Raw genomic sequence first — 25,485 nt, 5'->3', positions numbered from 1 at the left:
CAATAAATAAGACGGACTCAGGGGATCTACACCCGGTCCGTCTTATTTATACAGATCAATTTAATTTCCTCTCGCCTTTAATGAAATTCTTTGCTGCAACATGCTGTGAATTTCCGTAAGCTTATTTCCTGTTGCAGATCAATATAAGGATAGACAGCAGACAGCTGATTCCCCCAAATAAATAGACCGACTGATAACCAAACGAGCCCGCGATCATTCCCGCCAATGGTCCTGCCAGTCCCAGCGACAAATCCACAAACGCAACATAAGCTCCAAGTGCTGTACCACGCATCTGCGGTGCAACTTTTTTTATGGCTAGCACACCCAAAGCCGGGAATACCAGGGAAAACCCTACACCTGTAAGTCCGCAGCCTATTATTGCAAGCATTTTGGATGTGGCAGTCCAGATCAGCGCTTGTCCCAGAACTTCGATAAACAATGATATCAAAGCTATTTTAAGACCGCCAAATCTATCTGGAAATGATGCAAAGAACACTCTGGTCAACACATAACATGTCCCAAAAACCATAAACGCCAATGAAGCCTCCCCCCAATTCATTGCCTTGAAGAACAAGGCAATGAAGGACGCAATACAGCCAAATGCCATGGAAGAGAATGCCAGGCTAAGCCCTTGTCCAGAAATCGCCCCTATCACCTTATAAAACGGTGTACGGATATGGTCTTTATCAATGGCTACGGCTGGCAGTTTTACCGTGGCTAGCCAGCTCATCATTGGCAATAATAACATAAGAAAACAGGCGGAAAGGTCTCCGGATACTCGTCCCAACCAAATACTTAGAGGGGCGCCGATAGCGATACCAGCATACATCGCAATACCGTTCCAGGTCATCACCTTTCCTGACTGCGCCGGTCCAACCAACCCGATGCCCCAAGTAAGCGCTCCTGTGACCAGAAAACTTTCTGCAATACCATGCATTACCCTGGCAAAAAGAAGCAATGCAAGCGCTGTACCGCTGCTAAATTGAAAAAAAACAGCTAAAACATAGGCTGATACCGCTAGAACAGCTAAAATAACGCCCGACATCTTGCTCTTCTTAGCACCCTTCGTATCGGTAATTTTACCCGAGTAAGCGCGTGTAAGAAGTGTCGCGAGCGATTGCAAACCAATAACCAAACCAACAATAAAACTGTCGTATCCTAATTTCTCCTCAACAAACTTCGGAAGTAGCCCCAAAGCAATTCCAATAGTCAAATAGACTCCAAATACCGATACAATAATGGGAATTATGGCTTTGTAGAAACCAATTGTTTGTCCTTTTTCTAAAATTACACTCATAAATTTTTTGTTTAACTATATTTCGAGTGCAAATATGCCGCGGATCAAAAAGCTAAACATTGACTCAAGTCAAAAAAAGAGTCTGCAAGTCAAAAAAGGAAGCTGAAAAATAAAAAGCCCAGAGTGGGGAACTCTGAGCTTTCGTTAGCCATATATTAACCTATTTTATGAAAAGTATTTGTAATGAAAACGCCACATTTTTGAATTCATTATAACAAGAATAGTCATTTAACATTTTTTAACGTTTAGAAGAGATTAATATTAAACTCTATTTGAGCGTGGCAAAAACCATAATTTTTCGTGTTCTTGTCAGGGATCCTCCGATCCTGTTCACAAAAAAAGCTCGAAGTGGGGAACTCCGAGCTAACCTAACCAATTATTAACCTAAATTTATGAAAAGTCTAATTTATACAAACAGCCTCTTTCGCTGTTTTGAATATTAAACGTAAACCATAAGCTTATTATTACGCAGCTCTTACGGATTTATGTGAAATTTGACATTTTTTAACAATTCAATAAGTAACTTTAGGAAAACGAACATATAAATAAATATCATATGGCAGAGTACGATTTAAATGAACTTCAGAAGATCCACGAAAACAAAGATGTTTTAAACTATCTGGAACAACATGGCATTCTGGAAATAAAAAAATTCAATGATGTTTACGATTATGAGAAAGAACTTTACGAGCTTCAAGTCAAGCTCTTAAAGCTTCAATATGAAATCATTGAAAAAGGAAAACGGGTCCTTATTATTTTTGAAGGTAGGGACGCTGCGGGTAAAGGTGGTACAATAGGCCGCATAACCCAATATCTAAATCCCAAAAAGGTACGCGTTGTTGCATTGCCCAAACCAACCGAAGAGGAAGCTGGACAATGGTATTTTCAACGATATATCAAACAGCTCCCTAATGCCGGCGAAATTGTGATTTTTGACCGTAGCTGGTATAACAGAGCTGTTGTTGAACCTGTATTTGGATTTTGCTCCAAGGAGCAACATGAGCTGTTTATGAACCAGGTCCCTGAATTTGAGAAGCAGTTAATCGATGATGGCATCATCCTTATCAAATTATTCCTGAACGTCAGCAAAGAAGAGCAAGCCGAAAGGTTAAAAGAGCGAAAAGAAGATATCCTAAAACAATGGAAAATCGGTGTGCTAGACCAGCAGGCACAGGAGAAATGGGATGTATATACGGGCTATATTGAGGATTTATTTAAAAAGACAAGTACAAAAAAATCGCCTTGGCTAGAAATCGCGAAAGATAATAAGAAAAAGGCTCGCCTGGCGTCCTTCAGACTTATTATCAATGCTCTTGTTGGAAGTGAACAGGAAAAAATAGATTCTTTCGTCACAAAACACGATTAAAGGTCTGTCGATTAGGAAAGGTACAATTATAACAAACAGGAGGAAAAGTATTTCCTCCTGTTTGTTATAATGGCAGAACGAATTAGGACACCAGAACTGTAGTTTCTATTTTAGGTCCTGCTGCGTGCACCGAGGGTGGCATCTCATTATTGAATTTTTCAAAATTCGAAATAAACAGCTTCGCCAGGCGTTTTGCCTGCATGTCATAAGCCTCGTCATTGTTCCATAAGCCTCGCGCATCTAAAATTTGTGCAGGAACATGCTCTCCACAGCTCGTTGGATACTCCAGTCCAAAAATATTGTGCTTGTTGAAGTGAGACTCCAGCAGTGAACCATCTATTGCTGCTCGAATTAGCGATCGCGTATAATTTAGCTTAATACGTCTGCCTATTCCGTAAGGACCGGCAATCCAGCCCGTGTTCACTAGCCAAACTTTGATATCGCGATTTTGCTCTAGTTTTGAACGCAGCAAAGCCGCATATTTTGAAGGATGAAGCGGCAAAAATGCCTGTCCAAAACAGGTTGAAAATGCTGCTGTAGGCTCCTTTACCCCTACCTCTGTACCCGCGACCTTTGCTGTATAACCACTAACGAAATGATATACTGCCTGATCGATGGTCAACAATGAAATGGGAGGAAGTACACCAAAAGCATCTGCCGTCAGGAAAAAAATATTTTCAGGTTCACGACCAATACCGCTCATTTCGGCATTTTCCATGAAATCTATTGGATAGGATACGCGGGTATTTTCCGTCTTGCTAATATCGTTGTAATCAGGTCGATCAAATTCATCCAAAACAACATTTTCAAGCAGAGACCCAAAACGAATTGCGTGAAAAATCTCAGGCTCTTTGTCCTCCGATAAACCTACACATTTGGCATAGCAGCCACCTTCGAAATTGAATATTCCCTTTTCGCTCCATCCATGCTCGTCATCACCGATCAACTTTCTATTTCTATCAGCTGACAAGGTCGTCTTCCCTGTACCCGAAAGTCCAAAAAACAAAGCAGTCTCCCCTTCTTTCGAAGTATTCGCCGAACAGTGCATAGAAAGCACATTATGCTGAAATGGCAAAATAAAGTTCAATATTGAAAAAATACTCTTTTTAATCTCCCCTGTATAACCGGTCCCTGCAATCAGAACTATCTTTTTTGTAAAATCAATCGCAACAAAATTTTCGTTGATAATGCCATATTGATGCGGCTCTTCGATAAGCAGCGTCGGGGCAGCTAAAATCGACCAAGCAGGCTGAGCATCCAAATTTGGTTCCGGACGCAGAAACAGGTTATTGGCAAATATACTTTGATAAGCTGTCTCCGTAACAACACGCAAATCTATTTGATAAGCTGGATCAGCCCCTGCAGCACAATCTCTTACATAGATGATTTTATCACTTAAGTGAGCAGCTACTTTCGAAAATAGTGCTTCAAAATTAGCCGGAGACATCCGTTGATTGATCTCTCCCCACCAAACGCTATCTTTTGTTAAAGAATCTTCGACCAGAAACCGATCTTTTGGCGATCTCCCAGTAAATTTTCCCGTATCAGCAGCGAGTGCTCCCGTATCAGAAAGTCGACCTTCGTGATTTGCTAAGGCATGTTCGACCAATTCAGAAACAGGCAATTGATAAAATACATTTTTTGTACTATCAATTTTTAAATATTTCAAATCAGGCGCGTTTCCAATGTTACCCTTTTTCATATTTTTTGTTTGTTTTAAAATGTGCCCAAATTTAAAGGCATTTTTCGCTAAAAACAAAACTTAATTATCTAAAAATCAAGCTTATTGTACAAAAAACACAAAAACAAAACACTCATTAACAACAACTTACGCAAGTAAAAAAAAATAAACTTTTTAGCATATTTTTTTAGCACATCAATTTATCACTATCAAAAAATATCACATATTTTTCGTAAATTGTTCCAACCTTTACAAATATTAATAAAGTAAAAAAACAGAAGGTGTAACGTCCATCAGCCATTGATCGTTGAAAGTGGCAGCAATGTCCAGGCCGACGGACTAACATGAGTAAAGATAAAGAGATGAAATAGCTAGAATTGTAGCACGAACACGGAAGAGCACAGGGTGGCTTTCATGCTATCTGACAAATAATTGCTTGTGCTTAAAATAAACTGGATATGCTATATAACCATTAAAAGACACATAATCTGCGAATGAAATTACATGCTATAGAAACGGGATTTTTTAAACTCGATGGCGGTGCAATGTTTGGCGTTGTTCCAAAGAGTATCTGGAACAAAACAAACCCGGCCGACTCAAACAATATGTGTACCTGGGGAAACCGCCTGCTCCTCATCGAGGACAGTAATCGATTAATGCTGGTCGATACAGGACTGGGAGACAAACAGAATGAAAAATTCTTCAGCTATTATTATCTTCACGGCGATGCAACGCTGGATAAATCATTAAAAAATATTGGATTTAACAGAAGCGATATCACCGATGTCATCCTTACACACCTACACTTTGACCATTGCGGCGGCGCTATAGTGCGCGAAGGTGAACAGCTGGTTCCGGCTTTTAAAAATGCTCATTTTTGGAGCAATAGCGACCATTGGTCTTGGGCGACCGATCCTAACCCGCGCGAAAAAGCTTCTTTCTTAAAAGAGAACATTCTACCGATACAGGAGAGCGGACAATTAAAATTTGTCGAAGATCATCAAAATCCTTTTGGAAACAATATCGCTATCCGTTATGCACACGGCCATACAGAAGCTATGATGTTGCCACAGATACAGTATAAAGGCAAAACAATCCTCTATATGGCGGATCTATTGCCTTCGGTGGGACATATTCCCATTCCTTATGTTATGGGTTATGATGTCAGACCCCTCGTGACCATGGAGGAACGCAACAGCTATTGGAATGAGATCGTCGATAATGAATACATCTTATTTTTCGAACACGATCCCATACATGAATGCTGTACACTTCAACGTACTGAAAAAGGTATCCGGGTAAAGGATATTTTCAAACTAGGCGAGATTTAGCTGGTCTTTTTAAAGAAGATCAAATAGGATATGAAAAAGGATAAACAAAAAAGGCTACTTTGAAAGTAGCCTTTTTTTGTTTCATGAATATGTTTAGAATCTAAAGCCCAAAGCCCAATAATTCTCAAAAAACCATATTTGTTGGGATGCTTTATCTACCCCTCTTCTTCCTGTTGTACGAATGTTTGTTAAATCAGTCCAGCCCGTTTTGAAGTTCCCCTGAAGATAGAGTCCTTTATAAAAACGGTAGTGCAAACCAACTTTTGCCGAAGCACCATAACCCGCAATGTTCCAAAAGTGGTTGGCCCCTTCGCCAAAAAGATGCACGTCGGAACGAGGAATCAATAGACCTACATCCACACCAGATTCCATTGTCAGCACCTGTTGACCTTTGCGATTATTGATGATGTCATCATAACGCTCCAGACCTACTGAGGCAAAGTTATAACCATCTGTATGCTCAAATGTCAGCATAGCAGAGTCTACAGTAATCAATTCACCGTTATATTGACCGGCGCGGTTTCCCGTCGGGATACCAGGATTAGAAATTTCTTCACCGATAAAACCGGAAATTTTCACCTGCTGCGGAATATCGACCACATATTTCATATGATCCCATCCCAATGAAATTGAATAATTATCTTTGATATAATAACCAAAGTGCAGATTAAATTGTGGAATAGTTAACCGGCTTGGATCAAAATACGTCGAACCAAATTTAGTTGGCCTATCACCCGCTTTTACATCATGGAGTATAAAGTCATAATTAGGACCCGTAAAATGAATATCTGATTTTGCGTAAGAAGAGAAGTTGTACCCCCAAAAGAAGAAGAATTTGCCCTTGTTACTTTCTGTTCTCAAATTTTTCGGTTTGAAAATGCTTTTTCCTATCTCAGGATTTTCTTGGGCAAATAAGGCAGAAACACTTAATGCAAGTGCTCCAATCGTTAAAAATATTTTTCTCATATCGGTGCTAAAAACGTTGGGCAAAAGTACCTGCATTCTATTTTATAAGCAAATAAAATCAATGGGAATTGGAAAAATATGACGAAGATCACAGAAATGTCATTCCACGCCAGAAACAAAAAAAGCTGCCTTCCAGGAAAGCAGCTTTTCATTTATTTTATTTCCAAGGAATTGTTACCCTTGATTTTTACGAATGATATTCAAAGCCCCACCAGCTTTAAACCATTCAATTTGTTGCGCGTTGTAGGTATGGTTCGCCAAAATCTCTTCTTGCCTTCCGTCGGCATGATGTAATACAAGTGTTAAAGGTTTACCTGGTGCAAATGTTGTCAAGCCGAGAATATCAATGGTATCATTTTCCTGAATCTTGTTATAATCGTCTTTGTTTGCAAAAGTTAATCCCAACATACCTTGTTTTTTCAAGTTCGTTTCGTGAATACGTGCGAAAGATTTAACTAAAACAGCACGAACACCCAAATGACGAGGTTCCATCGCAGCATGCTCGCGGGAAGAACCTTCACCGTAGTTTTCATCACCGACTACAATTGAACCAATACCGTGTGCTTTATAGTCCCGCTGTGTTGCAGGAACAGGACCATATTCGCCTGTGAGTTGATTTTTAACGCTATCAGTCTTCTCATTGAAGAAATTCAAAGCGCCAATCAACATGTTGTTTGAAATATTATCTAAGTGACCACGGTATTTCAACCAAGGACCAGCCATTGAAATATGGTCAGTAGTACATTTACCTTTTGCCTTAATCAATAATTTCAACCCTTTCAAATCCGTACCTTCCCATGGCGCAAAAGGCTCCAACAGTTGAAGACGATCAGAAGTAGGAGCTACATCAACCACCACCGAACTACCATCAGCCGCAGGTGCTTGATATCCAGGATCATCTACCGCAAAGCCTTTCGTTGGCAACTCATCCCCTACAGGCGGATCTAGCTTCACTTGTTCACCTTTATTGTTTGTCAAGGTATCAGTTACCGGATTGAAACCCAAATCACCGGAAATCGCGATCGCAGCTACCAATTCTGGCGATGCAACAAATGCATAAGTATTTGGATTGCCATCTGCACGTTTTGCAAAGTTACGATTGAAAGAATGAACGATTGTATTTTTCTCTTGTTTATCGGCACCTACACGGTCCCACATACCGATACAAGGACCACATGCATTGGTAAAAATTGTCGCATTGAGGTCTTCAAAAGTTTTCAGCAAACCATCACGATCAGCCGTAAAACGTACTTGCTCTGACCCTGGATTAATACCAAATTCAGCTTTTGTAATCAATCCTTTATCAACTGCTTGTTTTGCAATGGAGGCAGCACGGGATAAATCTTCATAAGAAGAGTTTGTACACGAACCGATCAATCCCCATTCCACTTGCAATGGCCAGCCATTCTTTTCAGCTTCTTCGCGCATGCGCGAAACTGGTGTATACAAATCTGGTGTAAAAGGACCATTTAGAGAAGGCTCCAGCTCAGATAGATTGATTTCTATTAACTGATCAAAATACTGCTCAGGATTAGCATAAACTTCGGCATCCGCTGTCAGGTGCTCTTTAATCACATTTGCCGCATCCGCCACTTCGGCACGACCGGTAGCACGTAAATAACGCTCCATGGATTCGTCGTACCCAAAAGTTGAGGTTGTCGCACCAATTTCAGCGCCCATGTTACAGATTGTTCCTTTTCCTGTACAAGATAAAGACTCCGCACCTTCGCCAAAATATTCAACGATAGCACCTGTTCCGCCTTTTACAGTCAAGATACCTGCAACTTTCAAGATCACGTCTTTTGCTGCAGCCCATCCGCTGAGCTTACCCGTCAATTTTACACCGATCAGCTTAGGAAATTTAAGCTCCCAAGGCAAACCTGCCATAACATCACAAGCATCAGCTCCACCCACACCGATCGCAACCATACCTAAACCGCCGGCGTTCACCGTATGCGAGTCTGTTCCGATCATCATACCGCCTGGAAAAGCATAGTTTTCCAAAACAACCTGGTGAATAATACCTGCTCCGGGTTTCCAGAAACCGATACCATACTTATTGGACACAGAACTCAAAAAGTTAAATACTTCAGAGCTTTCGTTTTTAGCTCGTGCTAAATCTTTGTCTGCTCCTTCTTTCGCCTGAATCAAGTGATCACAGTGTACAGTAGAAGGAACTGCTACCTTTGGACGACCAGCTTGCATAAATTGCAATAATGCCATCTGTGCAGTTGCATCCTGCATAGCAACGCGATCTGGAGCAAAGTCGACGTAAGAAACGCCACGTTTGTAATCTTCAGTAGCATTGCCATCCCAAAGGTGGGCATACAAAATTTTCTCAGATAAAGTCAAAGGTTTGTTAACCACTTGACGAGCCGCAGCAATGCGCTCGTCATATTGGCTATAGACCTTTTTAATCATATCTATATCAAAAGCCATATCTCTCTAATTTATGTTGTTTAATTAAGTTACTAAACCCTAATCACTCATTATTTTGTTGGAATAGGCGCAAACTTTGTTAAGTTAATGCCTTCCACAGCAGCTTTATATTCTTCGATATTCGGAATGCGGCCCAAGATCGCTGAAAGAACAACAACTGGAGTTGATGCTAATAAAGACTCCCCTTTTTTACCATCCCTGTCTTCAACCACACGTCCTTGGAATAAGCGTGTTGAAGTAGCCATTACCGTGTCACCTTTAGCTGCTTTTTCCTGGTTACCCATACAAAGGTTACAACCAGGGCGTTCCAAGTACATAATATTCTCGTATTCAGTACGTGCAGTACTTTTTGGTAAAGCATCGCTAAATTCGAATCCAGAGTATTTTTGTAAGAATTCCCAATCGCCTTCAGCTTTCAGTTCATCAATGATATTGTACGTTGGAGCTGCAACGACCAAAGGAGCTTCAAATGTAACGACACCTTTTTGCTGTTCAATGTTTTTCAACATCTTCGATACAATTTTCAAATCATCTTTGTGAACCATACAAGAACCGACGAAACCTAAGTCTACCTTTTTGTTTCCACCGTAGTACGAAAGGTCGCGAATTGTATCGTGCGTATAACGTTTGGAAACATCCGCATTATTCACATCCGGGTCAGCAATCATTGGTTCTTCAATGATATCCAGATCAATAACAACTTCTGCATAATATTTCGCATTGGTATCTGGAGTTAAAGCTGGCTTAGCACCAGATTTAATTTCCTCAATACGTTTATTCGCCTTGTCAATTAAGCCTTGCAAAACGTTGTTTTTGTTTTCCATGCCTTTATCGATCATAATCTGGATACGGTTTTTAGCGATCTCCAATGATTCGATCAATGTATTATCCTGTGAAATACAAATAGAAGCTTTCGCCTTCATTTCTGCAGTCCAGTCAGTAAAAGTAAATGCCTGATCGGCTAAAAGCGTTCCGATATGAACTTCAATAATTCTGCCTTGGAAAACGTTCTCGCCAGCAAATTGCTGCAGCATCTGTGCTTGTGTAGCATGAACCACATCACGGAAATCCATGTGTTCTTTCATACTGCCTTTAAATGTAACTTTTACCGATTCTGGGATTGGCATAGAAGCTTCACCTGTCGCTAAAGCTAGCGCCACCGTACCAGAGTCAGCACCAAAAGCAACACCTTTAGACATACGGGTATGTGAATCACCTCCGATAATGATCGCCCATTCATCAATTGTAATATCATTTAATACCTTATGAATAACGTCTGTCATCGAATGATATACACCTTGAGGGTCACGAGCTGTGATCAATCCAAAGTCATTCATAAATTTCATCAGTTTTGGAATATTCGCTTGTGCTTTTTTATCCCAAACCGATGCCGTATGACAACCCGATTGATAAGCGCCGTCTACAGTAGGTGCAATTACAGTCGCAGCCATTGCTTCAAGCTCCTGCGCTGTCATCAAGCCTGTTGTATCCTGAGAACCAACAATATTTACTTTAACGCGAACGTCAGAACCGGCATGTAACACTTTACCTGGAGTTACACCAACCGCATTTTTATTAAAAATTTTCTCTACAGCAGTCAAACCTTGTCCTTCAATCGTGATTTCTTTTGATGGAGCAAACACTGTAGGTGCCTGAATCCCCAGCGTAGCAGCGGCAAAAGTCTGTATCTTTTTACCGAAAACGATCGCATAAGAACCACCCGCTTTGATAAATTCCATTTTTTGTGGAGTCAAAGCTTTGGAAATATCGATCAGCTCCTGCTCGCCATTATATAATTTTTTAGTCTTAGTATTGATTGTTAAGACAGTACCTGTAGCGACAGAATAAGCTTCTTCAAGGATTGGCTCATTTTTCTCGTTACGGATTACGTTGCCATTTTCATCCACTTTCTTCACCCAGTTTTTAAGGTCTATACCGATACCTCCGGTCACATCCACTGTGGTCAAGAAAATAGGTGAGATACCATTTGTACCGCCTACAATTGGTGCGATGTTCACAAAAGGAACATAAGGACTCGCTTGTTTACCCGTCCATAATGCAACGTTGTTGACACCCGACATACGAGATGACCCCACACCCATTGTTCCTTTCTCAGCAATTAACATGACACTTTTACCAGGGTGTTGCGCCTGTAGCTCAACGATCTGTTGCTGTGCTTCAGGTGTGATCATACATTTTCCATGTAATTCACGATCTGAACGCGAGTGCGCCTGGTTACCTGGCGACAATAAATCTGTCGAGATATCACCTTCACCAGCGATAAAAGTAATCACCTGAATTTCCTCAGCAACCTCAGGCAGTTTTGTGAAAAACTCTGCTTTTGCGTAGCTTTCTAAAATATCTTTTGCAACCTCATTGCCTTGTTCAAAAGCTTCTTTCAAACGAGCGGTATCCGCGTCATATAAGAAAACTTGTGTTTTAAGAACCTCAGCCGCCTGTTTTGCAATAGCTAGGTCTGTACCCAAAGCCAGGTCCAATAAAACCTTGATTGAAGGACCACCCTTCATATGTGACAACAATTCAAAAGCGAAATCAGGTGTAATTTCAGCAACAACTGATTCACCCAAAACAATTTCCTTTAGGAATTGTGCTTTAACACCCGCTGCAGGCGTAGTACCCGGCAACGTATTGTAAATAAACAATCTTAAAGATTCAGCTCTATTTTCATTGTTTAAATCTTTAATCTGGGCAATTACCTCACTTAGTAATTCTGCTCCGTCAATAGGCTTAGGATGTAATCCTTGGCCTTCTCGTTCTACAACCTCTTGTACGTAATCGTTGTAAATACTCATAGATATCTATCTTTCTATTTTATGGGCAGCATAAAAACACCTATGTCTTTCTACACTACCATGTCTGTAATATAATTAAGCTAATACGCCATCTATCAGGTCCTCCCTGACAAATCACAAATTAGCCCTTCCACTTCATGTTTTGAAGCTGATCTATTTGTCGTAAATCAACTTGTATGACTAATTACAAAAATAGTGAAAATCCAACTTTAAACGCATGCATTCCATTTATTTAAATCAATTTGGAATTGTTCTAAACAGCATTTATGCAATCCTGCCATCTTTTTTTGAAATCCGCTATATTGTATTTATTTCTTTCAAAAAAAAGGTGATTTAAATTATTAAATCACCTTTTCGTTTTATATACTTTCTACAGTTATATCAATGTCTTTTAATGCTTTCACGGTTTCCAGAGGATCAGTCGCGTTGAATACAAATGAACCTGCCACCAGCACATCTGCTCCGGCTTTCAACAACTGTGCTGCATTCGCAGTCGTTACTCCCCCATCGATTTCAATCAGCAGACCATCATTCACTCCCTGTGCCATGGTCCTTAGTTCCTGTACCTTGGCATAGGTATTTGGAATAAATTTCTGACCGCCGAACCCTGGATTGACCGACATAATACAAACCAAGTCGAGATCCGCAAGAACATCTTTTAAAAGTGCGACTGGCGTATGTGGATTCAACGCAACGCCTGCCTTACAGCCCAATTCTTTAATAGCAGCCAGTGTACGATGCAAATGTGTACAGGCCTCGTAGTGCACGGTAATGATTGCTGCACCCGAGTCTTTACATACCTGCAGATAACGGTCTGGATCAACAATCATCAAATGTACATCCAAAGGTTTAGCAGCATGTTTTGCAATAGCCTGCATAACTGGAAATCCAAAAGAGATATTTGGAACGAAAACACCGTCCATAATATCAATATGAAACCAATCTGCCTCACTGTTGTTTACCATGATGATATCATCGTATAATTTTGCAAAGTCTGCAGCAAGAACGGATGGTGCAATTAGATGTGATTTTGTTGACATGTTGTATTTTTTTTGCAAAGATAACAAGTATTTTTTGTTCATCACAGCGTTTACCCGATTTAATACCTATAAACGACAATTGGCTGAAGCTGCAGAAAATAATTATAATTACATTTGTATATTAACATGATAATAAAATACAGCTCACCGTGGGAAGACTAAAAATAAAATACAGAAGAGAATTAAATACAACGGAGAACCTCGTCCGAAAAATTGGATTAATACTTATCACCATTATTCTGATCTGTATATTCCTTCCCAAACAACCTCGTTTTCGCTATGAATTCCAAAAGGGAAAAGTATGGAATCATGAGAATCTGATATCACCCTATAATTTTGCCATATTAAAAACGCAGGAGGAATTGAATGCGGACAAGAAAAGTATCTTAAACACGATTCAACCGATTTATAATGCCAATACGACAACAAGCAAAGAGCAAATTGATCAGTTCAACACGGATCTGGCCGAAAAGTGGCAAAGCAGCAAATTAGATACAACGCATGAAAATATAGTAGATTATAGAAATGCCGGTAATGCCATCTTAAGCCATCTCTATGGCAAAGGCATTCTGTCATTGAACAATCGGTTTCAGAACCGCAGCAACGACAAATCTCCAGCTTCCAAGCATTACAACTTTACACTGATCCAGGACAAAGTTGCCAGCCAAAAAAACACAGCCGACTGTTACACCATCGAAAGCTCTTATGGTTATATGGATGAGATTATGCCCAAATTGACCAAGATAAAGCAAAAGAGCTGGCTGGAGGAAACTTTAAAAAATTACATTACCATTAACTACATCTACAACGATCAACAAACAGAAGCTTTAGAACAAAATGCCATTGCAAACATATCTGCTACGCGCGGTGTGGTCCAAAAAGGAGAACTGATCGCTGAAAAAGAGAAAATAATTTCCAATGAAACCTACCAAAAACTTGAGTCATTACGCAAGGTATATGAAGATGAAGGCAAGATCAGTGGAAATCAAAACTATGTGACCCTTGGGCAATTTCTGATTATCTCGCTTGCTCTGTCTATTTTGATGGTATTCCTTTTTCTTTTCCGTAAGGACATCTATTTTAACAATAGGTTGCTGGTCATTATCATGATTGTGATCATTGGTATGCTCGCTGTCCTATCTTGGGCGATCAAAATCAAAATCCCTAATCTCTATTACATCCCATTTTGCGCCGTCCCCATTATTATTCGTATTCTTTTTGATACGCGTGTAGCACTCAATATCCATCTGTTGATGGTTCTGCTAGCAGGTCTTTTTGTACCAAATAGTTTTGAGTTTGTCTTTTTACAATTTATGGCGGGGATAGTTGCGATCTATAGTATTAAAACATTGGTCAAACGAGAGCAGCTGTTCATTTCCTCGGCTATTATCCTCGGTACCTATTGGATTGCTTACATTGGCCTGGTCGTCACGAGAAATGGATCTATAGACACCATTTACTGGTCTGACCTTCTTCCCTTTTTCGTAAGCGTCATGATTACCTTATTAGCTTATCCAATGATCTATGCATTCGAAAAGTTATTTGGTATTGTATCTGATCTAACACTCATGGAGCTTACTAATAGTAACTCCAAGTTATTGCGGGAGCTCTCTTTTAAAGCTCCGGGAACATTTCAGCACTCCTTACAGGTGGCTAATCTAGCGGAAGCCGCTATCTACAAAATTGGCGGGAATCCGCTGTTGGTCCGCGCCGGAGCCCTGTACCACGACATCGGGAAATTGACAAATCCCCAGTTTTTCATCGAGAATCAGAAGACAGAAAAAAATCCGCATGATGAGCTTTCTCCGGAACAAAGTGCGCAGATTATTATATCACATGTCATCAAAGGTGTCGATATCGCCAAAAAACATCAATTGCCTGACGTTATCCTTGATTTTATCCGTACGCACCATGGAACAACGCGTGTTGACTATTTTTATAACGTTTTTGTCAAGAACAACCCCGATAAACTGGTTGACGAGTCTTTATTTACCTACCCCGGACCTATTCCTTTTTCCAAGGAAACAGCTGTACTTATGATGGCGGATTCGGTCGAAGCCGCATCCCGTGCGTTAAAAGAACCATCTGAAGAGTCTATCAATAACCTTGTCGATAAGATTATTGAACATAAATTGATGCGGGGGCAGTTCAATAATAGTAACATTACGCTAAAAGATATCACCGAATCTGCAGTTATTTTTAAGGCAATGCTCAAAAGTATCTACCATGTTCGGGTAGATTATGATTTAAGCAAAAAAACAATGTAATTTTAATTATCAAACAACAAATTGAATTTCAAACGCTTATTGCAACGTTACATTTTTTTTGCATTTTTTTTAGTATTTAGACTTTGCAGAATCAAATAATTGCCTTATGTTTGCAATGTCAAAACGAGGAAGGGTGCCTGAGTGGCCGAAAGGAACAGTTTGCTAAACTGTCGTACTGGAAACGGTACCGCGGGTTCGAATCCCGCCTCTTCCGCCAAGACAAAAAGGCTTTCTGAGAAATCAGAAAGCCTTTTTTTGTTTTTGAGCAAAAAGCAGTACCTAAAATATATCTAAACGGATCATACCGAAAGTTTGGGGGGTAAAGTTTTAAGCATACAATTTCATTACTCTATATAGGAAGAATGTGGTGTCCCTTACGCCACGAAAGACACTCCTGAAAGCTTTGAGCTTTGCATTGAAAGATTCTGCTGAAGCATTGGTGCTTCTGTTGTCGAAGTAATGTAGGATATATTGATGATGCGCTGCAATGGATCTTGCTACGCTCTCAAATGAAGTGATGCCTGCATTCTCAACCTGATTATGCCACAGTCCAAGTTTGGTAAATGCTATCTTTTTGTCCTTGCATTTATTGAATATGTCACCTAGGGCAATTCCAAGGTCATAAGCCCGCTTTAGCCTGGGAAACCGTATGAACAGCAATTCAGCTCGGCTTTTCTGGTTTTCGGACCATCGGCTTGGATGCTTGAACAAGAGGTGTCTGGATCTAGCTAGTAGCTGTTTGAGCGTGTCTCCATTAGGCAACAACTCGCGTTCATATGGGGTTCCTCCCTTTCGCGATTCCATTATCTTCTTGCTTTCCGCATCCAATACCTCCCAACGATACTTGATACGGAGTTCCTGCACTGCATCGTAAGCTAACAGTTGGACATGGAACCGATCGACCACACGTCTGGCATTCCTGAAACATCTACGGATTGCCTTAGCCATGTTCGGCGCCATATCCATGGTCACTTCTTTTACCTTATTCCTTGAGCGCAGGGGAATTCGTTCAAGAACAGGGATAATATCTTCGGCCTTTGTTCCCTTGATAGTTGCCAGAATAGTCCCTTTGCGGCCTTTAGCCGACTTACTGCTTACGATCGTGAAAGCTCACCGTTACTAAAGCTGGTCTCATCAATGCTTAGCTGTTCGGAGATGTTTTCAGCAAATAATGTCCAGCTCTCCGCATGCGGCTTCTGGTTCCAATCATGGAAATCGCTGAGATGGTTCTTATATTGATCCTGCAGTTGCTTGCCATCCATCTGAAAGAATAATCCTACCAATTGGGCGCTTACCGGATAGTTATCCAAATATTTTCTTTAAAAAAAACCCGAATTCAGTCGTCATTCGAGTACCCTCACGCACCAGGTTCCAATCTCTTGTGATAATCTGTCCCGTATCTAACACCTTCCGGCGCGGCGGATATGTAGTGTAACTTTCTGACCTCTAATGGGAAAGCCTGAAATCTCTGTGGAAGGCATAAATCCCTTTGACTCCAACTTACTTTTCTCATATCCCGTTGGAGCAATATTAAGCTCGTCTAGATAAATGTGGAGCTGATTGTCTATCTAATCGACTTCTAAAATCTGAAAGTATTCTAAAAGCCCTTCGGGCATCAATAGGGATAGTAATTTTATTAGTGGCTACATTGTCCAGCACCACTCAATCGCCTTTTAGTGTATTACCAGGTTTTATCTCAGTCACAACAGCGATTTTTATTTTTTACACAAGTGTAGCTCCCCCCCCCTCTTGCTCTCTTTCTGTTGCAACAAACGAAGACCAGGTGGTGGTCAGATTATCTCTTTCTACAGTGCTTGTTCAGTGCTTATTCAGTGCTTGTTCAGTGATCACTCAGTATAGACTGTATAAGCAGTGACTTACTAGTGTCTAAATATTGATTAAAAATTGTTATTACATGCCATTTAGTATTAGGATGCTTCCGTTTTAATATTTCTTGAATAGCTACACCCGAATCAGGTAATTATGGTAGTCATCAAAAATGGGGTTCGTAGGACTGTTTCCAGGAAAGCAGGTTGTCATACTGCGCAGATCTCCGGTTAATATCTCAACTGAATCTACTGAATTGGAACATCTTAGCATATTGTAAATAGTAATAAGAATACGGCATTCATATCATTACAATTAATTCCACATATACTTGAGATGCTGGATAGATCAACTAAATTAAAACCACCAGGCGTTTGCCTCCATCGATGCCCATTTCCCAAGCCTTTTCAATGTTTTTAAGTGGAATATTTACCGTTTCAATTTTTAATTTTCCGTCAGCAGCAAGCTGAAACATTTCGGGAAGTATTTCTGTAATCAATAGTTTTAATTCTTCTGGCGTCCAGGTTCCTAAGCCCGAACCGGAAAGCTGAATAGCTGTACTGCGTAAAATGGAAGATGACAATGTAATTGAATCGCTCATCATTCCGCCAACAGTAACATATCGCGTATGGTGCGAAAATCCCCCATTGCCTTTTAATGCTGATAAAATCAGTTCTGCACTCTTTCCCCACAGGTAATCAATAACCACGTCAATTGGATTTTACTGCTGTAAGATTTTTAGTCGTGTAATAAACGCTTCATCGTCCTGTTTCAACGAAATGATCTCATCTGCACCTAATGATAGTAATTCGTTTAAAGACCGTTCGTTTCTCGCTGTCACTATCACCTTTTTCGCACCGTAATGTTTGGCAATTTGCACAGCAATTTTGCCGGTAACACCTGTTGCACCGTTAATAAGTACGGTTTCCCCTTTTTGCAAACCCGCTCTGAAACGTAATGCCAAAGCTGAGCCCATCACTGCGTTTGGTAAAGCTGCTGCTGTTGCATCATCAATATTTACGGGTAACCTTACCATACGTTTTTTTTCAACAATCGCTTTTTCGGCAATCATTCCGCCAACGCCAATTCCATAAACACGTGTACCATCTGCAAGTACCCCAACACCATCTCCACCGACCACTTTTGCTGTAAACACTTCGTTTTGCGAGGAATAATGTTTTCCACTTGCCTGCATTTTGTCAAGGTTTTTCACTGCAGATGCTTTCACCAAAATCAATAATTCATTTTCATTTTGCACTATTGGCTCTGCAAAGTCTACTACATATTTTGGCATTTCGCCTTTTTTCAATACTACTGCTGCTTTCATTTTATATAATTTTATGCAGCAAAATTAAAAACCGATATTTCAGCAGTTGATAACATTTGTTATTAAATCCGTTTTTTTGCCAATACACTTTTTATACGACTTAAATGGACCGAAGAAATCCCAAGATAAGAAGCGATATAATGTTGTGGAACACGTTTTATAATTTCGGGTCTTTCTTTTAGCAAATTGATGTAGCGTTCCTGCGGCGTATTTTTGACCATTGAGAAAAAATATTTCATATAATCGAATGTTCGCTCAAAAACTTTGTCTATAAGCATATCCCGTAACTGTGGAATTTCTTTAATTTCTTCAACTATCCTGTTTAGGTCGGTTTTGTGTATCCACCATAAAATGCTTGGTTCAATGGTTTCTATAGTGGTCTGACTTGGAATATTTTTCGGAAGCTTTCAATAGAACCCACCGTTTCATTTTCAAAGAAAAATTGACAAGTGATATCTTTACCATTATTATTGAACCAAGCACGAATCCCCCCCTTTTCAATCAGAAACATTTTTTTGGAAACTTCTCCTTCCTTCAAAAGTATGGTTTTGGCAGGAACTTCAATGCGATGGAAGCAATCTATATATTCGTTCCATTTATCGTCATCAAGTTGGAATTTAATTCTGAATTGTTCAAACATTTACTTGTCGTAATTGCACTGTCGATATATAAAATAGCTTTCTTTCAATTCTACTAACCTACAAAAAATTACAGACGTGAAAGAGATATTTTTGCTATAAATGCTAAGCATCTATTTGCTAAAATTTGCCTGATGTAGTTTGAATGTCTCTGGTGAAACTTGGGTCTTCTTTTTAAAGAAACGGCTAAAGTAAGCGGGATCTTCAAAATTAAGCTCGAAAGCAATTTCTTTTATGGTTTTTTCACTCGAGATCAGCATTCTTTTTGCTTCTAAAACCAACCGTTCATGAATTAACTGCGAAATTGACCTACTCATTTTAATCTTTAGAATCTGATTTAAGCGTTTTGCCGTAATACCTATTTCCTTTGCATAGAAGTCAGCAGTGCGCTGTTCCTTATAATATTGATCCAACAGGACAATAAACTGATAAATTCGTTTTTGATTCACATCCTGTTCTAAAAAATATTCCTGATGTAAACGGATTAGATTCAACAAATAAACTTTTATGAGAGCCTTCAAGATAAGATAAGTACCTTCGGGTTTATTGTATTCCTCTTTTATTAAGTTCACAACCTGAGCAAGAATACCAGCATCCCGAGACTTGACGATCAAATGTGTAGATTGTCCTTGCATATTGAAGAGATTGAACACATCCAAAGCATATTCTTTGTCATCCTCCTCCAAGTAATCTCGCTTGAAAGCGAGAAGATATCCAGTATTGGAATTGCTGAACTCTTCCATACGATAGAGTGGAATCAGATAGATATCAACATGAGAATCAGAATCACCAATATTGCTATATTGACAGATAATTTCGAAAAAGGAATTTCTATCTTCACTTTTCAAATAGCTTTCCGGGCAACACTCCAGTTCAAAATATATCATTTTAAGTGGATCAATCTGATGGCTGACTCTCATGTGGTTTTTATTTTAAATTAGTCATTCTTTTTTATTTCGGAGTATATATTCTACCAGTCTTTTTTTCATAAAGTTCGGGAAGAAAAGTCGTAAAATTACTCATTTCCTCATGACAATGTTTACATAGTCCTGCACCTACATGATCGGGATAGATTTTAAGCCGAGTCTCCAAATCATTTGCAAGATCATTACCTTCAAAATAACCCAACCAAAAACGACTTCTCATTTCACAGCCATAGGCAGTATCCCGAATAAAGTGTACCATTTTGGCGGCATAGCCTTCTTGGCCATCCATACCCAATCTCGCGTGAATAGCGGTTACACGCTGTTCTGGAAATCTACTTATATCCAAAATATTTGAGGGATTTAAAAAATTAATCTTCAATTTATGAATTTCATTTCCACCCAATCTTTCGTGGGCAATATGGGTTCCCCCAATATACTTTCCAGTCCCCCTCTCACCGATCCAGTCACTATAAACATGGTCTTCTTTATGCCACAGTAAATACTGATGCGTATCCTGAATATAGGAAAACCACCATTCAATCATTTCGCCGTTTATATTGGCCAGTGAAGACCTTGCTGCAACAACAAGTAAACCGTCTTCGTACCGTCTCCACCCTGCTTCAAACGGTAGATACCCAGGCTCTAAGAGCTCATTTGCTTCTTCAATTCTCATGTTATTCTATTTTAGTCGTTATAAATTATTATTAAATACATGTATTCTATTGATGCTTGCGATGATATATAAAGCCACCGAAATTGCACAAGCCAAAACAGCAGCGATTAAGAAGGTTGTTCTCATTTCATAATTCAGTTCCGTGATAAAGGATGAAAGGAACTGTCCGCCAAAAATCGCCATGGAATAATAGCTTAGGTACTGCCCTAGATTACTACTGCTGCTTTCTTCGACGGTCATATGATTTAGCAATGGAACAGTAAATCCAAAACCTATGCCCATCGCTACCGCCCCTATGAATAAGGTGATGTTGGATGTGGTAATAAAGAAAATAGTAAGCCCAATGGCAAATGCAAAAAATCCCATTGACAACGTAAAGTCTTTTGATAAATACCTGGTGACGCGAGGCATCTGGCTCGCTGCTATAACGGCCACAATCGAAATAAAAGCCATGAAGTATCCCGTTTCAGCCTCACTGTAGTGAAACGAAGATGGAAGAAATAATGGAAGACAAACAAATGCCACAAAAAACAGCATCATGGCAAACGCAGCAGACAAAATTATTATCAATAAATGTCTACTGATTTTAGTTCTCTCTGTTGACTCAACAGCAACCACTTTTTTGCGTAAAGCATCAGCGCTCCTCTTGACACTTATGGAAATTAATAATGCACATACCAACCCCATTAGATAAATTAAAAAAGGATATTTCCAACAAAAGCCCCCCAAAAGACCGCCAAAACTCAAAAATACGACCCCACCCAATTCGATGGACATACCTTGCCAGGCTATCATTTTCAGTCGGTCGTCACCAATGAATAATAGTGCAATTAAGCCTGTTCCAGCTGCCTGTATTGACGCCGTAGCAACACCTAAAAGAATACGATCTATCACAACCAAATAAGGGTTGGTAAGAAGCCCCCCCAACAGCCCAAGTAAAGCATAAGGTATCAAACCCCATCTAAGCATCAGATATGCTCCCTTTCGGTCAATCAATTTCCCAACGAAAGGTGCGAAAATTACTACGCCGAGCGAAGGCAACGTAATCAACAAACCTGGATTTTCTTCAAATCCTAAATGGACTGAAATTTCTTTTAATGACGGTGCTATAACAGTTCCAACCATAATTGTTAAACTGCTGCTCAGTAGCAAAGCAAATATTCCAAATTTTGATATCTGATTCATACTATTGTTTTTATTGACTCTACAAATTTCAATATTAAACAATGATGCAAATGGTGTGATTATCGCATTGTCTTGTACTTTTAGGAAATCGGTCCACATAAAATCAACATTTCTTATCCCCAATTTCCTGTTTCATCAAATTATCTACGGGTAAAGTTCAATAGCCATTTAAACTTTCCAAAATTTACGCTACTACCAAATTGGGCATAACTGAACAAATAGCTCTTTTTATCCCTAATAACAACGACATGTCTAAGATTATAAAATGTTATTTCTGGCACTCTACAAAAAAATACCTGAAACCAGTGATAAGGGTTATGGACCAATTCGTCTATTTTTGCAGGAAAGGAGAGTGAAAAATGAGAAAACTAATGGGATGCTATTTAATCATCTTGGTCATCGGACCATTTTGCTCGAAGGCGCAGGAAAATTTAAAATTTGACGATAATTTCAATTTATGGAACATACAAAAAGGTCAATCGGCAACTGTTTTTGCCACAAAAGCTTATGTGCGTGCTCAACCTAGTCTTAAGGCAGCAATCGTAGATTCTTTATCGGTAGGAAATGTTGTTACGATCACCAGTGCGCCCTTCAAAGGAAATACACTGAAAAATTTTTATGCTCCTTGGTATGAGATAAGTTATTCCGACGGTAACAGTAAAAAAAATGGTTTTATTTGGCTCGGACTAGTAGCGCTCGGAAAACAAACCGCTTCGGACGGCTCGCAATATATTTACGGTTTTGAGCGTTTTACCAAAAGTATCAACGAACAGGAACAGGATCATTTTTCAACAGTAGTAAAACTTCTCGACGCAAAAGGAAATTTTCTAGCTGAACACACCTTCCCTTTCGCCTATTCAGAACAAACCTTCTCTCAGAGTAAATTGCTGCCGGCAATGGGGCTGCAAAATGTCAAACAAATCATCCGCATCGAATTTCTGGGGGAAGCCTGTGGTATACCTTCTGAGTACAACTATGTGGCCTGGACAGGACAACGACTTGTGGATCTTCCCAGCAGGTATTCGGTGAGTGATGCTGGTGTGTTCTATTACGATGAAAAGATTCTTTTCCCTTCCGAACACGGAAAAAATAATCAGATTATCTATAAATACATCGAAGAGGGAGAAGCTATTGACGACGATGCAGAAAATCCGAATTTCAAGATTATAAAAAAGAGTGAAGAATTTCTATGGAACGGTACTAGCTTTGAAAAGCTTCCAACAACTAAATAGTACTTTTCAAAGATTCTAACATACTGGATACATATAAAAATTAATAAATGGAAGAAAAGAATATATATGATTTGTTCTACAGCGGACAACTAGACTTATTTATCATTGAAGGAGAAAACCAATTGCGACAAAACGATCAAGATGTTACGCTTTGGACACACCTCGCGATCGCCTATCATGATCAGGCATTCTATGAAGGCCACGAAGCTATTTTCGATGTTATTCAGGAAAAAATGATCCCCTATTTTCAAAAAGCATTAGCCATCGAGCCTGATAATGAAACGACCCTATATCATATACTGAATTATGTTTTGGACAATCAAGCGACATTAGCACAAATTGGTCGTCCAAAATTCCATATTACTGAAGGCAATAAAGGTCTATTCATCGAATACGCAAAAAAACTAATCGCTTCCCCCAATATGTCCGGATATGGGCACAACTATTTAACCAACATCTACGAAGGGCTCCAGGACGATACAGCGATGCTTCCAGTTTTGGAGGCGAGCATTGATTTCGTTAAAGAAACATTCAAGGATGAACGGGAAACCTTGGATCATAATTTTTCCATCTTTTGGATAAAGAAAATATACCTGCTTGACCGTACCAAACAGATCAATGAGTCCAATATTTTAGCGTTAATGGAAGCGGATTTTAAGCATTTCATCAGCAGCAATGAAATGAATTATGTGGATCTCGCTGAAATTGCTTACGAAAATAAAGCAATCGACCTAGCACTGCAGATTTTGCTTAAGCTTATCAAAGGGGAAAACTCAGCCCTGCATATCCATCAGGAGTTGGTCAAATGGCATACTCGATTTGACGAATTGATTGCCGAGGGGTATGAACACCCTGAGGTCTTTTACTATCAGCTTATCATTGAACGCAATTACTCAGAAGAAATCGGAATCCCGCTTGACTATTATTATCTCCATGCACTCAAATTGGTCGATGCCTATCCTGATTCTTATGTCGGTTACCATTTTGCGGCGGCCTATCTCTATGACGAGGGACAGTATGCTGCGGCTATTCCATATCTGGCCATGGTAGGTGAACGGAATTGGAATGCAACATCCTGGCGACGTATGATCGAATGTACCCTTAAAGCCAATGGAAAAGTTTACGATCAGGTTTCCACTTTCCATGACCTTCCCCGTGAATGTTATAATGAAGCTGTCGCGCTATCTGATTTTATTCACGCCCAGGACAACTTAACCACAGTTGATCAATCTGCACTACAATTGCTCGTCCTTGAACTTTATCGTCAAGCCTACGACGCTTTCAAGGAGTATTTTGAACAAAATAAGTACGAAAGTGACTACTTTGGGGGCTCCCACAACCGGGCCATGAATTGTAATAATCTAGCATTAGCGTATAAAGAAGCCGGTGAACTAGAAACCTCCTATGCTATCGCCACCGAAGGATTAAGCTATTCCGACTTTGAAGAACTTCATTTCACCCGAGCCGATACCTTGTCAGCATTGGAAGATTACGTACGTCTGGAGGAGGTCCTTCAACAGTACTTTGACACCTATCAGATTTCGTTGGAAGCCACCCTTGAGCAGCAAGAATTTACCTCCAAAGAAGATGAAGAAGCTGAAGATATGGAGTCTGTTGTATTTCCTCCTTGTTACCGCATGCTTATGCATCAAATCGATGTTGAATACCAACTAGGTCGATCAGCGAATATTCAATCCCGGGCCCAACAGCTCCTCGAGTTTATTTACAAATTCTATATTGATCATCCCAATTTAGATGATTATCATTATCGCGACTTTGAAGCGTCAAAAAATGGGATAGAACATATTATCTATCAGATAATTGAGCCGGATAATTTTGAGCAACGTGTCTCCTATTACGAAAATATGGCACAACGGTACCCACATGAAGCACAGCCTCAATATGTGTTGATGCAGCTATATAATGAAAAGAGCAATTACAAGTCCATGAACCTCGCTGCGCGGAAATACCTTAAAAATAAACGGGAATTTATCATCGATAATTTCGATAAAGCAAAGACGCTCTATCTCATTGTTAAAAGCCATTACTATCTTACGGAATTTAGCGCGGGTATAGAAATATTCCAAACGTATGACAGTTGGGTACAGTCAGTCATGGAGCCTAATGATTATGTCCTTTGGTTAAAATTTGGAATTGAACTTTTCGCCGAAAACGGAGATATAAACAAAGTAAATAAATACGTCAATGTTTTCAACGGTATTTATCAGCAATGCGATTGGGGCTACGACGATGATGTCGAATCGGTTAAATTAGCAGAGGCATATGCAAACTATAAAACAGGGAATCTGAAAAAAGCACACCATTTGCTTGATGAAGTGCTCGCCTATTCGGATCATTCTCCTTTAGCTGATGAATATAAACGTACCTGGAAAAAGCCCGGCTTTTTTTCTGGTTTTAAGTTTTAAATATTTCTTTGCTTTCCGAAAAAAGAATTCCAAACGTCGCTCCATGTTATC

21 protein-coding genes and 1 tRNA gene are annotated in these 25,485 nt (G+C 39.7%); 6 read left to right on the top strand and 16 right to left on the bottom strand.

Features of this window, described 5'->3' with window-relative positions; translation table 11 throughout:
- Positions 1 to 121 precede the first annotated feature (121 nt).
- The gene (locus B4N43_RS05320) at positions 122 to 1,297 is read right to left on the bottom strand and encodes an MFS transporter (RefSeq protein WP_286733313.1); all 1,176 of its coding nucleotides are present in this window, start codon (positions 1,295 to 1,297) and stop codon (positions 122 to 124) included.
- Positions 1,298 to 1,853: 556 nt separating this feature from the next.
- On the opposite strand from B4N43_RS05320, the gene ppk2 reads away from it, so the two are divergent.
- On the top strand, positions 1,854 to 2,663 hold the full coding sequence (gene ppk2 / locus B4N43_RS05315) for a polyphosphate kinase 2 (protein ID WP_145326873.1): 810 nt from the start codon (positions 1,854 to 1,856) through the stop codon (positions 2,661 to 2,663).
- An 82-nt stretch (positions 2,664 to 2,745) separates the two neighbouring features.
- On the opposite strand, the gene pckA is transcribed toward ppk2, so the two are convergent.
- Positions 2,746 to 4,365, bottom strand: coding sequence for a phosphoenolpyruvate carboxykinase (ATP) (gene pckA / locus B4N43_RS05310; protein ID WP_286733311.1), 1,620 nt, complete (start codon positions 4,363 to 4,365; stop codon positions 2,746 to 2,748).
- Between the two features lie 473 nt (positions 4,366 to 4,838).
- Between pckA and B4N43_RS05305 the strand changes: the two genes are divergently transcribed.
- Positions 4,839 to 5,675: an MBL fold metallo-hydrolase gene (locus B4N43_RS05305; RefSeq protein ID WP_145326875.1), complete on the top strand. Its 837-nt coding sequence runs from the start codon at positions 4,839 to 4,841 to the stop codon at positions 5,673 to 5,675.
- A gap of 93 nt (positions 5,676 to 5,768) precedes the next feature.
- Here the strand turns inward: B4N43_RS05305 and B4N43_RS05300 are convergent, their stop codons facing one another.
- From B4N43_RS05300 to rpe, 4 genes are all read right to left on the bottom strand, one after another.
- Complete coding sequence (locus B4N43_RS05300) at positions 5,769 to 6,641, bottom strand: hypothetical protein (protein WP_046672928.1); 873 nt, start codon at positions 6,639 to 6,641, stop codon at positions 5,769 to 5,771.
- Between the two features lie 174 nt (positions 6,642 to 6,815).
- Complete coding sequence (locus tag B4N43_RS05295; RefSeq protein ID WP_286733308.1) at positions 6,816 to 9,080, bottom strand: aconitate hydratase; 2,265 nt, start codon at positions 9,078 to 9,080, stop codon at positions 6,816 to 6,818.
- Between the two features lie 50 nt (positions 9,081 to 9,130).
- Positions 9,131 to 11,893 carry a bifunctional aconitate hydratase 2/2-methylisocitrate dehydratase gene (locus tag B4N43_RS05290; RefSeq protein ID WP_286733306.1) on the bottom strand — a complete coding sequence of 921 codons (2,763 nt, stop codon included), beginning with the start codon at positions 11,891 to 11,893 and terminating at the stop codon, positions 9,131 to 9,133.
- A 359-nt stretch (positions 11,894 to 12,252) separates the two neighbouring features.
- On the bottom strand, positions 12,253 to 12,933 hold the full coding sequence (gene rpe / locus B4N43_RS05285; protein ID WP_201671535.1) for a ribulose-phosphate 3-epimerase: 681 nt from the start codon (positions 12,931 to 12,933) through the stop codon (positions 12,253 to 12,255).
- A gap of 149 nt (positions 12,934 to 13,082) precedes the next feature.
- Here rpe and B4N43_RS05280 point away from each other — a divergent pair, with 149 nt between their 5' ends.
- Positions 13,083 to 15,200 (top strand): HD family phosphohydrolase, encoded by a 2,118-nt coding sequence (locus tag B4N43_RS05280; protein ID WP_088161752.1) that lies wholly within the window; start codon positions 13,083 to 13,085, stop codon positions 15,198 to 15,200.
- A 127-nt stretch (positions 15,201 to 15,327) separates the two neighbouring features.
- Positions 15,328 to 15,417: transfer RNA gene (locus B4N43_RS05275), tRNA-Ser, on the top strand.
- Between the two features lie 110 nt (positions 15,418 to 15,527).
- On the opposite strand, the gene B4N43_RS05270 is transcribed toward B4N43_RS05275, so the two are convergent.
- The 10 genes from B4N43_RS05270 to B4N43_RS05230 form a co-directional block, all read right to left on the bottom strand.
- Positions 15,528 to 16,250 carry an ISAon1 family transposase gene (locus B4N43_RS05270; RefSeq protein ID WP_422663603.1) on the bottom strand — a complete coding sequence of 241 codons (723 nt, stop codon included), beginning with the start codon at positions 16,248 to 16,250 and terminating at the stop codon, positions 15,528 to 15,530.
- A gap of 44 nt (positions 16,251 to 16,294) precedes the next feature.
- A complete protein-coding gene (locus B4N43_RS05265) occupies positions 16,295 to 16,510 on the bottom strand; it encodes a hypothetical protein (protein ID WP_286733300.1) in 216 nt (71 codons plus the stop codon).
- A 90-nt stretch (positions 16,511 to 16,600) separates the two neighbouring features.
- Complete coding sequence (locus tag B4N43_RS25635; RefSeq protein WP_422663602.1) at positions 16,601 to 16,729, bottom strand: hypothetical protein; 129 nt, start codon at positions 16,727 to 16,729, stop codon at positions 16,601 to 16,603.
- A gap of 650 nt (positions 16,730 to 17,379) precedes the next feature.
- Positions 17,380 to 17,736, bottom strand: a complete 357-nt coding sequence (locus B4N43_RS05260; RefSeq protein WP_286733297.1) for a hypothetical protein — start codon at positions 17,734 to 17,736, stop codon at positions 17,380 to 17,382.
- A 12-nt stretch (positions 17,737 to 17,748) separates the two neighbouring features.
- Complete coding sequence (locus B4N43_RS05255; protein ID WP_286733294.1) at positions 17,749 to 18,354, bottom strand: zinc-binding dehydrogenase; 606 nt, start codon at positions 18,352 to 18,354, stop codon at positions 17,749 to 17,751.
- A gap of 62 nt (positions 18,355 to 18,416) precedes the next feature.
- Entirely contained in the window at positions 18,417 to 18,593 is a 177-nt protein-coding gene (locus tag B4N43_RS05250) for a hypothetical protein (protein ID WP_286733292.1), read from the bottom strand.
- Positions 18,594 to 18,724: 131 nt separating this feature from the next.
- Entirely contained in the window at positions 18,725 to 18,994 is a 270-nt protein-coding gene (locus B4N43_RS05245; RefSeq protein WP_286733291.1) for a hypothetical protein, read from the bottom strand.
- A 111-nt stretch (positions 18,995 to 19,105) separates the two neighbouring features.
- Positions 19,106 to 19,912: a helix-turn-helix domain-containing protein gene (locus tag B4N43_RS05240; protein WP_286733290.1), complete on the bottom strand. Its 807-nt coding sequence runs from the start codon at positions 19,910 to 19,912 to the stop codon at positions 19,106 to 19,108.
- Positions 19,913 to 19,943: 31 nt separating this feature from the next.
- On the bottom strand, positions 19,944 to 20,591 hold the full coding sequence (locus tag B4N43_RS05235) for a DAPG hydrolase family protein (protein WP_286733286.1): 648 nt from the start codon (positions 20,589 to 20,591) through the stop codon (positions 19,944 to 19,946).
- 18 nt (positions 20,592 to 20,609) lie between these two features.
- A complete protein-coding gene (locus B4N43_RS05230; protein WP_286733283.1) occupies positions 20,610 to 21,776 on the bottom strand; it encodes an MFS transporter in 1,167 nt (388 codons plus the stop codon).
- A gap of 371 nt (positions 21,777 to 22,147) precedes the next feature.
- Between B4N43_RS05230 and B4N43_RS05225 the strand changes: the two genes are divergently transcribed.
- Both B4N43_RS05225 and B4N43_RS05220 read left to right on the top strand, forming a co-directional pair.
- A complete protein-coding gene (locus B4N43_RS05225; protein ID WP_286733282.1) occupies positions 22,148 to 23,008 on the top strand; it encodes an SH3 domain-containing protein in 861 nt (286 codons plus the stop codon).
- Positions 23,009 to 23,055: 47 nt separating this feature from the next.
- Complete coding sequence (locus B4N43_RS05220) at positions 23,056 to 25,434, top strand: hypothetical protein (RefSeq protein WP_286733280.1); 2,379 nt, start codon at positions 23,056 to 23,058, stop codon at positions 25,432 to 25,434.
- The last annotated feature ends 51 nt before the right edge of the window (positions 25,435 to 25,485 follow it).

The organism is Sphingobacterium sp. UBA1897 (genome assembly GCF_002337775.1).
GTDB lineage: Bacteria > Bacteroidota > Bacteroidia > Sphingobacteriales > Sphingobacteriaceae > Sphingobacterium > Sphingobacterium siyangense.
Note: the sequence above shows the minus strand (reverse complement) of the source record. Positions and strands in the feature narration are given on the sequence as shown.

Bases quoted from the DNA above. Each gene is read 5' to 3' on its own strand.
- B4N43_RS05245 (WP_286733291.1), bottom strand. From the start codon at position 18,994: ATGTTTGAACAATTCAGAATTAAATTCCAACTTGATGACGATAAATGG.
- ppk2 (WP_145326873.1), top strand. From the start codon at position 1,854: ATGGCAGAGTACGATTTAAATGAACTTCAGAAGATCCACGAAAACAAA.
- B4N43_RS05305 (WP_145326875.1), top strand. From the start codon at position 4,839: ATGAAATTACATGCTATAGAAACGGGATTTTTTAAACTCGATGGCGGT.
- B4N43_RS05220 (WP_286733280.1), top strand. From the start codon at position 23,056: ATGGAAGAAAAGAATATATATGATTTGTTCTACAGCGGACAACTAGAC.
- B4N43_RS05320 (WP_286733313.1), bottom strand. From the start codon at position 1,297: ATGAGTGTAATTTTAGAAAAAGGACAAACAATTGGTTTCTACAAAGCC.
- B4N43_RS05225 (WP_286733282.1), top strand. From the start codon at position 22,148: ATGGGATGCTATTTAATCATCTTGGTCATCGGACCATTTTGCTCGAAG.
- B4N43_RS05235 (WP_286733286.1), bottom strand. From the start codon at position 20,591: ATGAGAATTGAAGAAGCAAATGAGCTCTTAGAGCCTGGGTATCTACCG.
- B4N43_RS05295 (WP_286733308.1), bottom strand. From the start codon at position 9,080: ATGGCTTTTGATATAGATATGATTAAAAAGGTCTATAGCCAATATGAC.
- B4N43_RS05255 (WP_286733294.1), bottom strand. From the start codon at position 18,354: ATGAAAGCAGCAGTAGTATTGAAAAAAGGCGAAATGCCAAAATATGTA.
- B4N43_RS05230 (WP_286733283.1), bottom strand. From the start codon at position 21,776: ATGAATCAGATATCAAAATTTGGAATATTTGCTTTGCTACTGAGCAGC.
- pckA (WP_286733311.1), bottom strand. From the start codon at position 4,365: ATGAAAAAGGGTAACATTGGAAACGCGCCTGATTTGAAATATTTAAAA.
- B4N43_RS05240 (WP_286733290.1), bottom strand. From the start codon at position 19,912: ATGAGAGTCAGCCATCAGATTGATCCACTTAAAATGATATATTTTGAA.
- rpe (WP_201671535.1), bottom strand. From the start codon at position 12,933: ATGTCAACAAAATCACATCTAATTGCACCATCCGTTCTTGCTGCAGAC.
- B4N43_RS05250 (WP_286733292.1), bottom strand. From the start codon at position 18,593: ATGAAATATTTTTTCTCAATGGTCAAAAATACGCCGCAGGAACGCTAC.
- B4N43_RS05300 (WP_046672928.1), bottom strand. From the start codon at position 6,641: ATGAGAAAAATATTTTTAACGATTGGAGCACTTGCATTAAGTGTTTCT.
- B4N43_RS05290 (WP_286733306.1), bottom strand. From the start codon at position 11,893: ATGAGTATTTACAACGATTACGTACAAGAGGTTGTAGAACGAGAAGGC.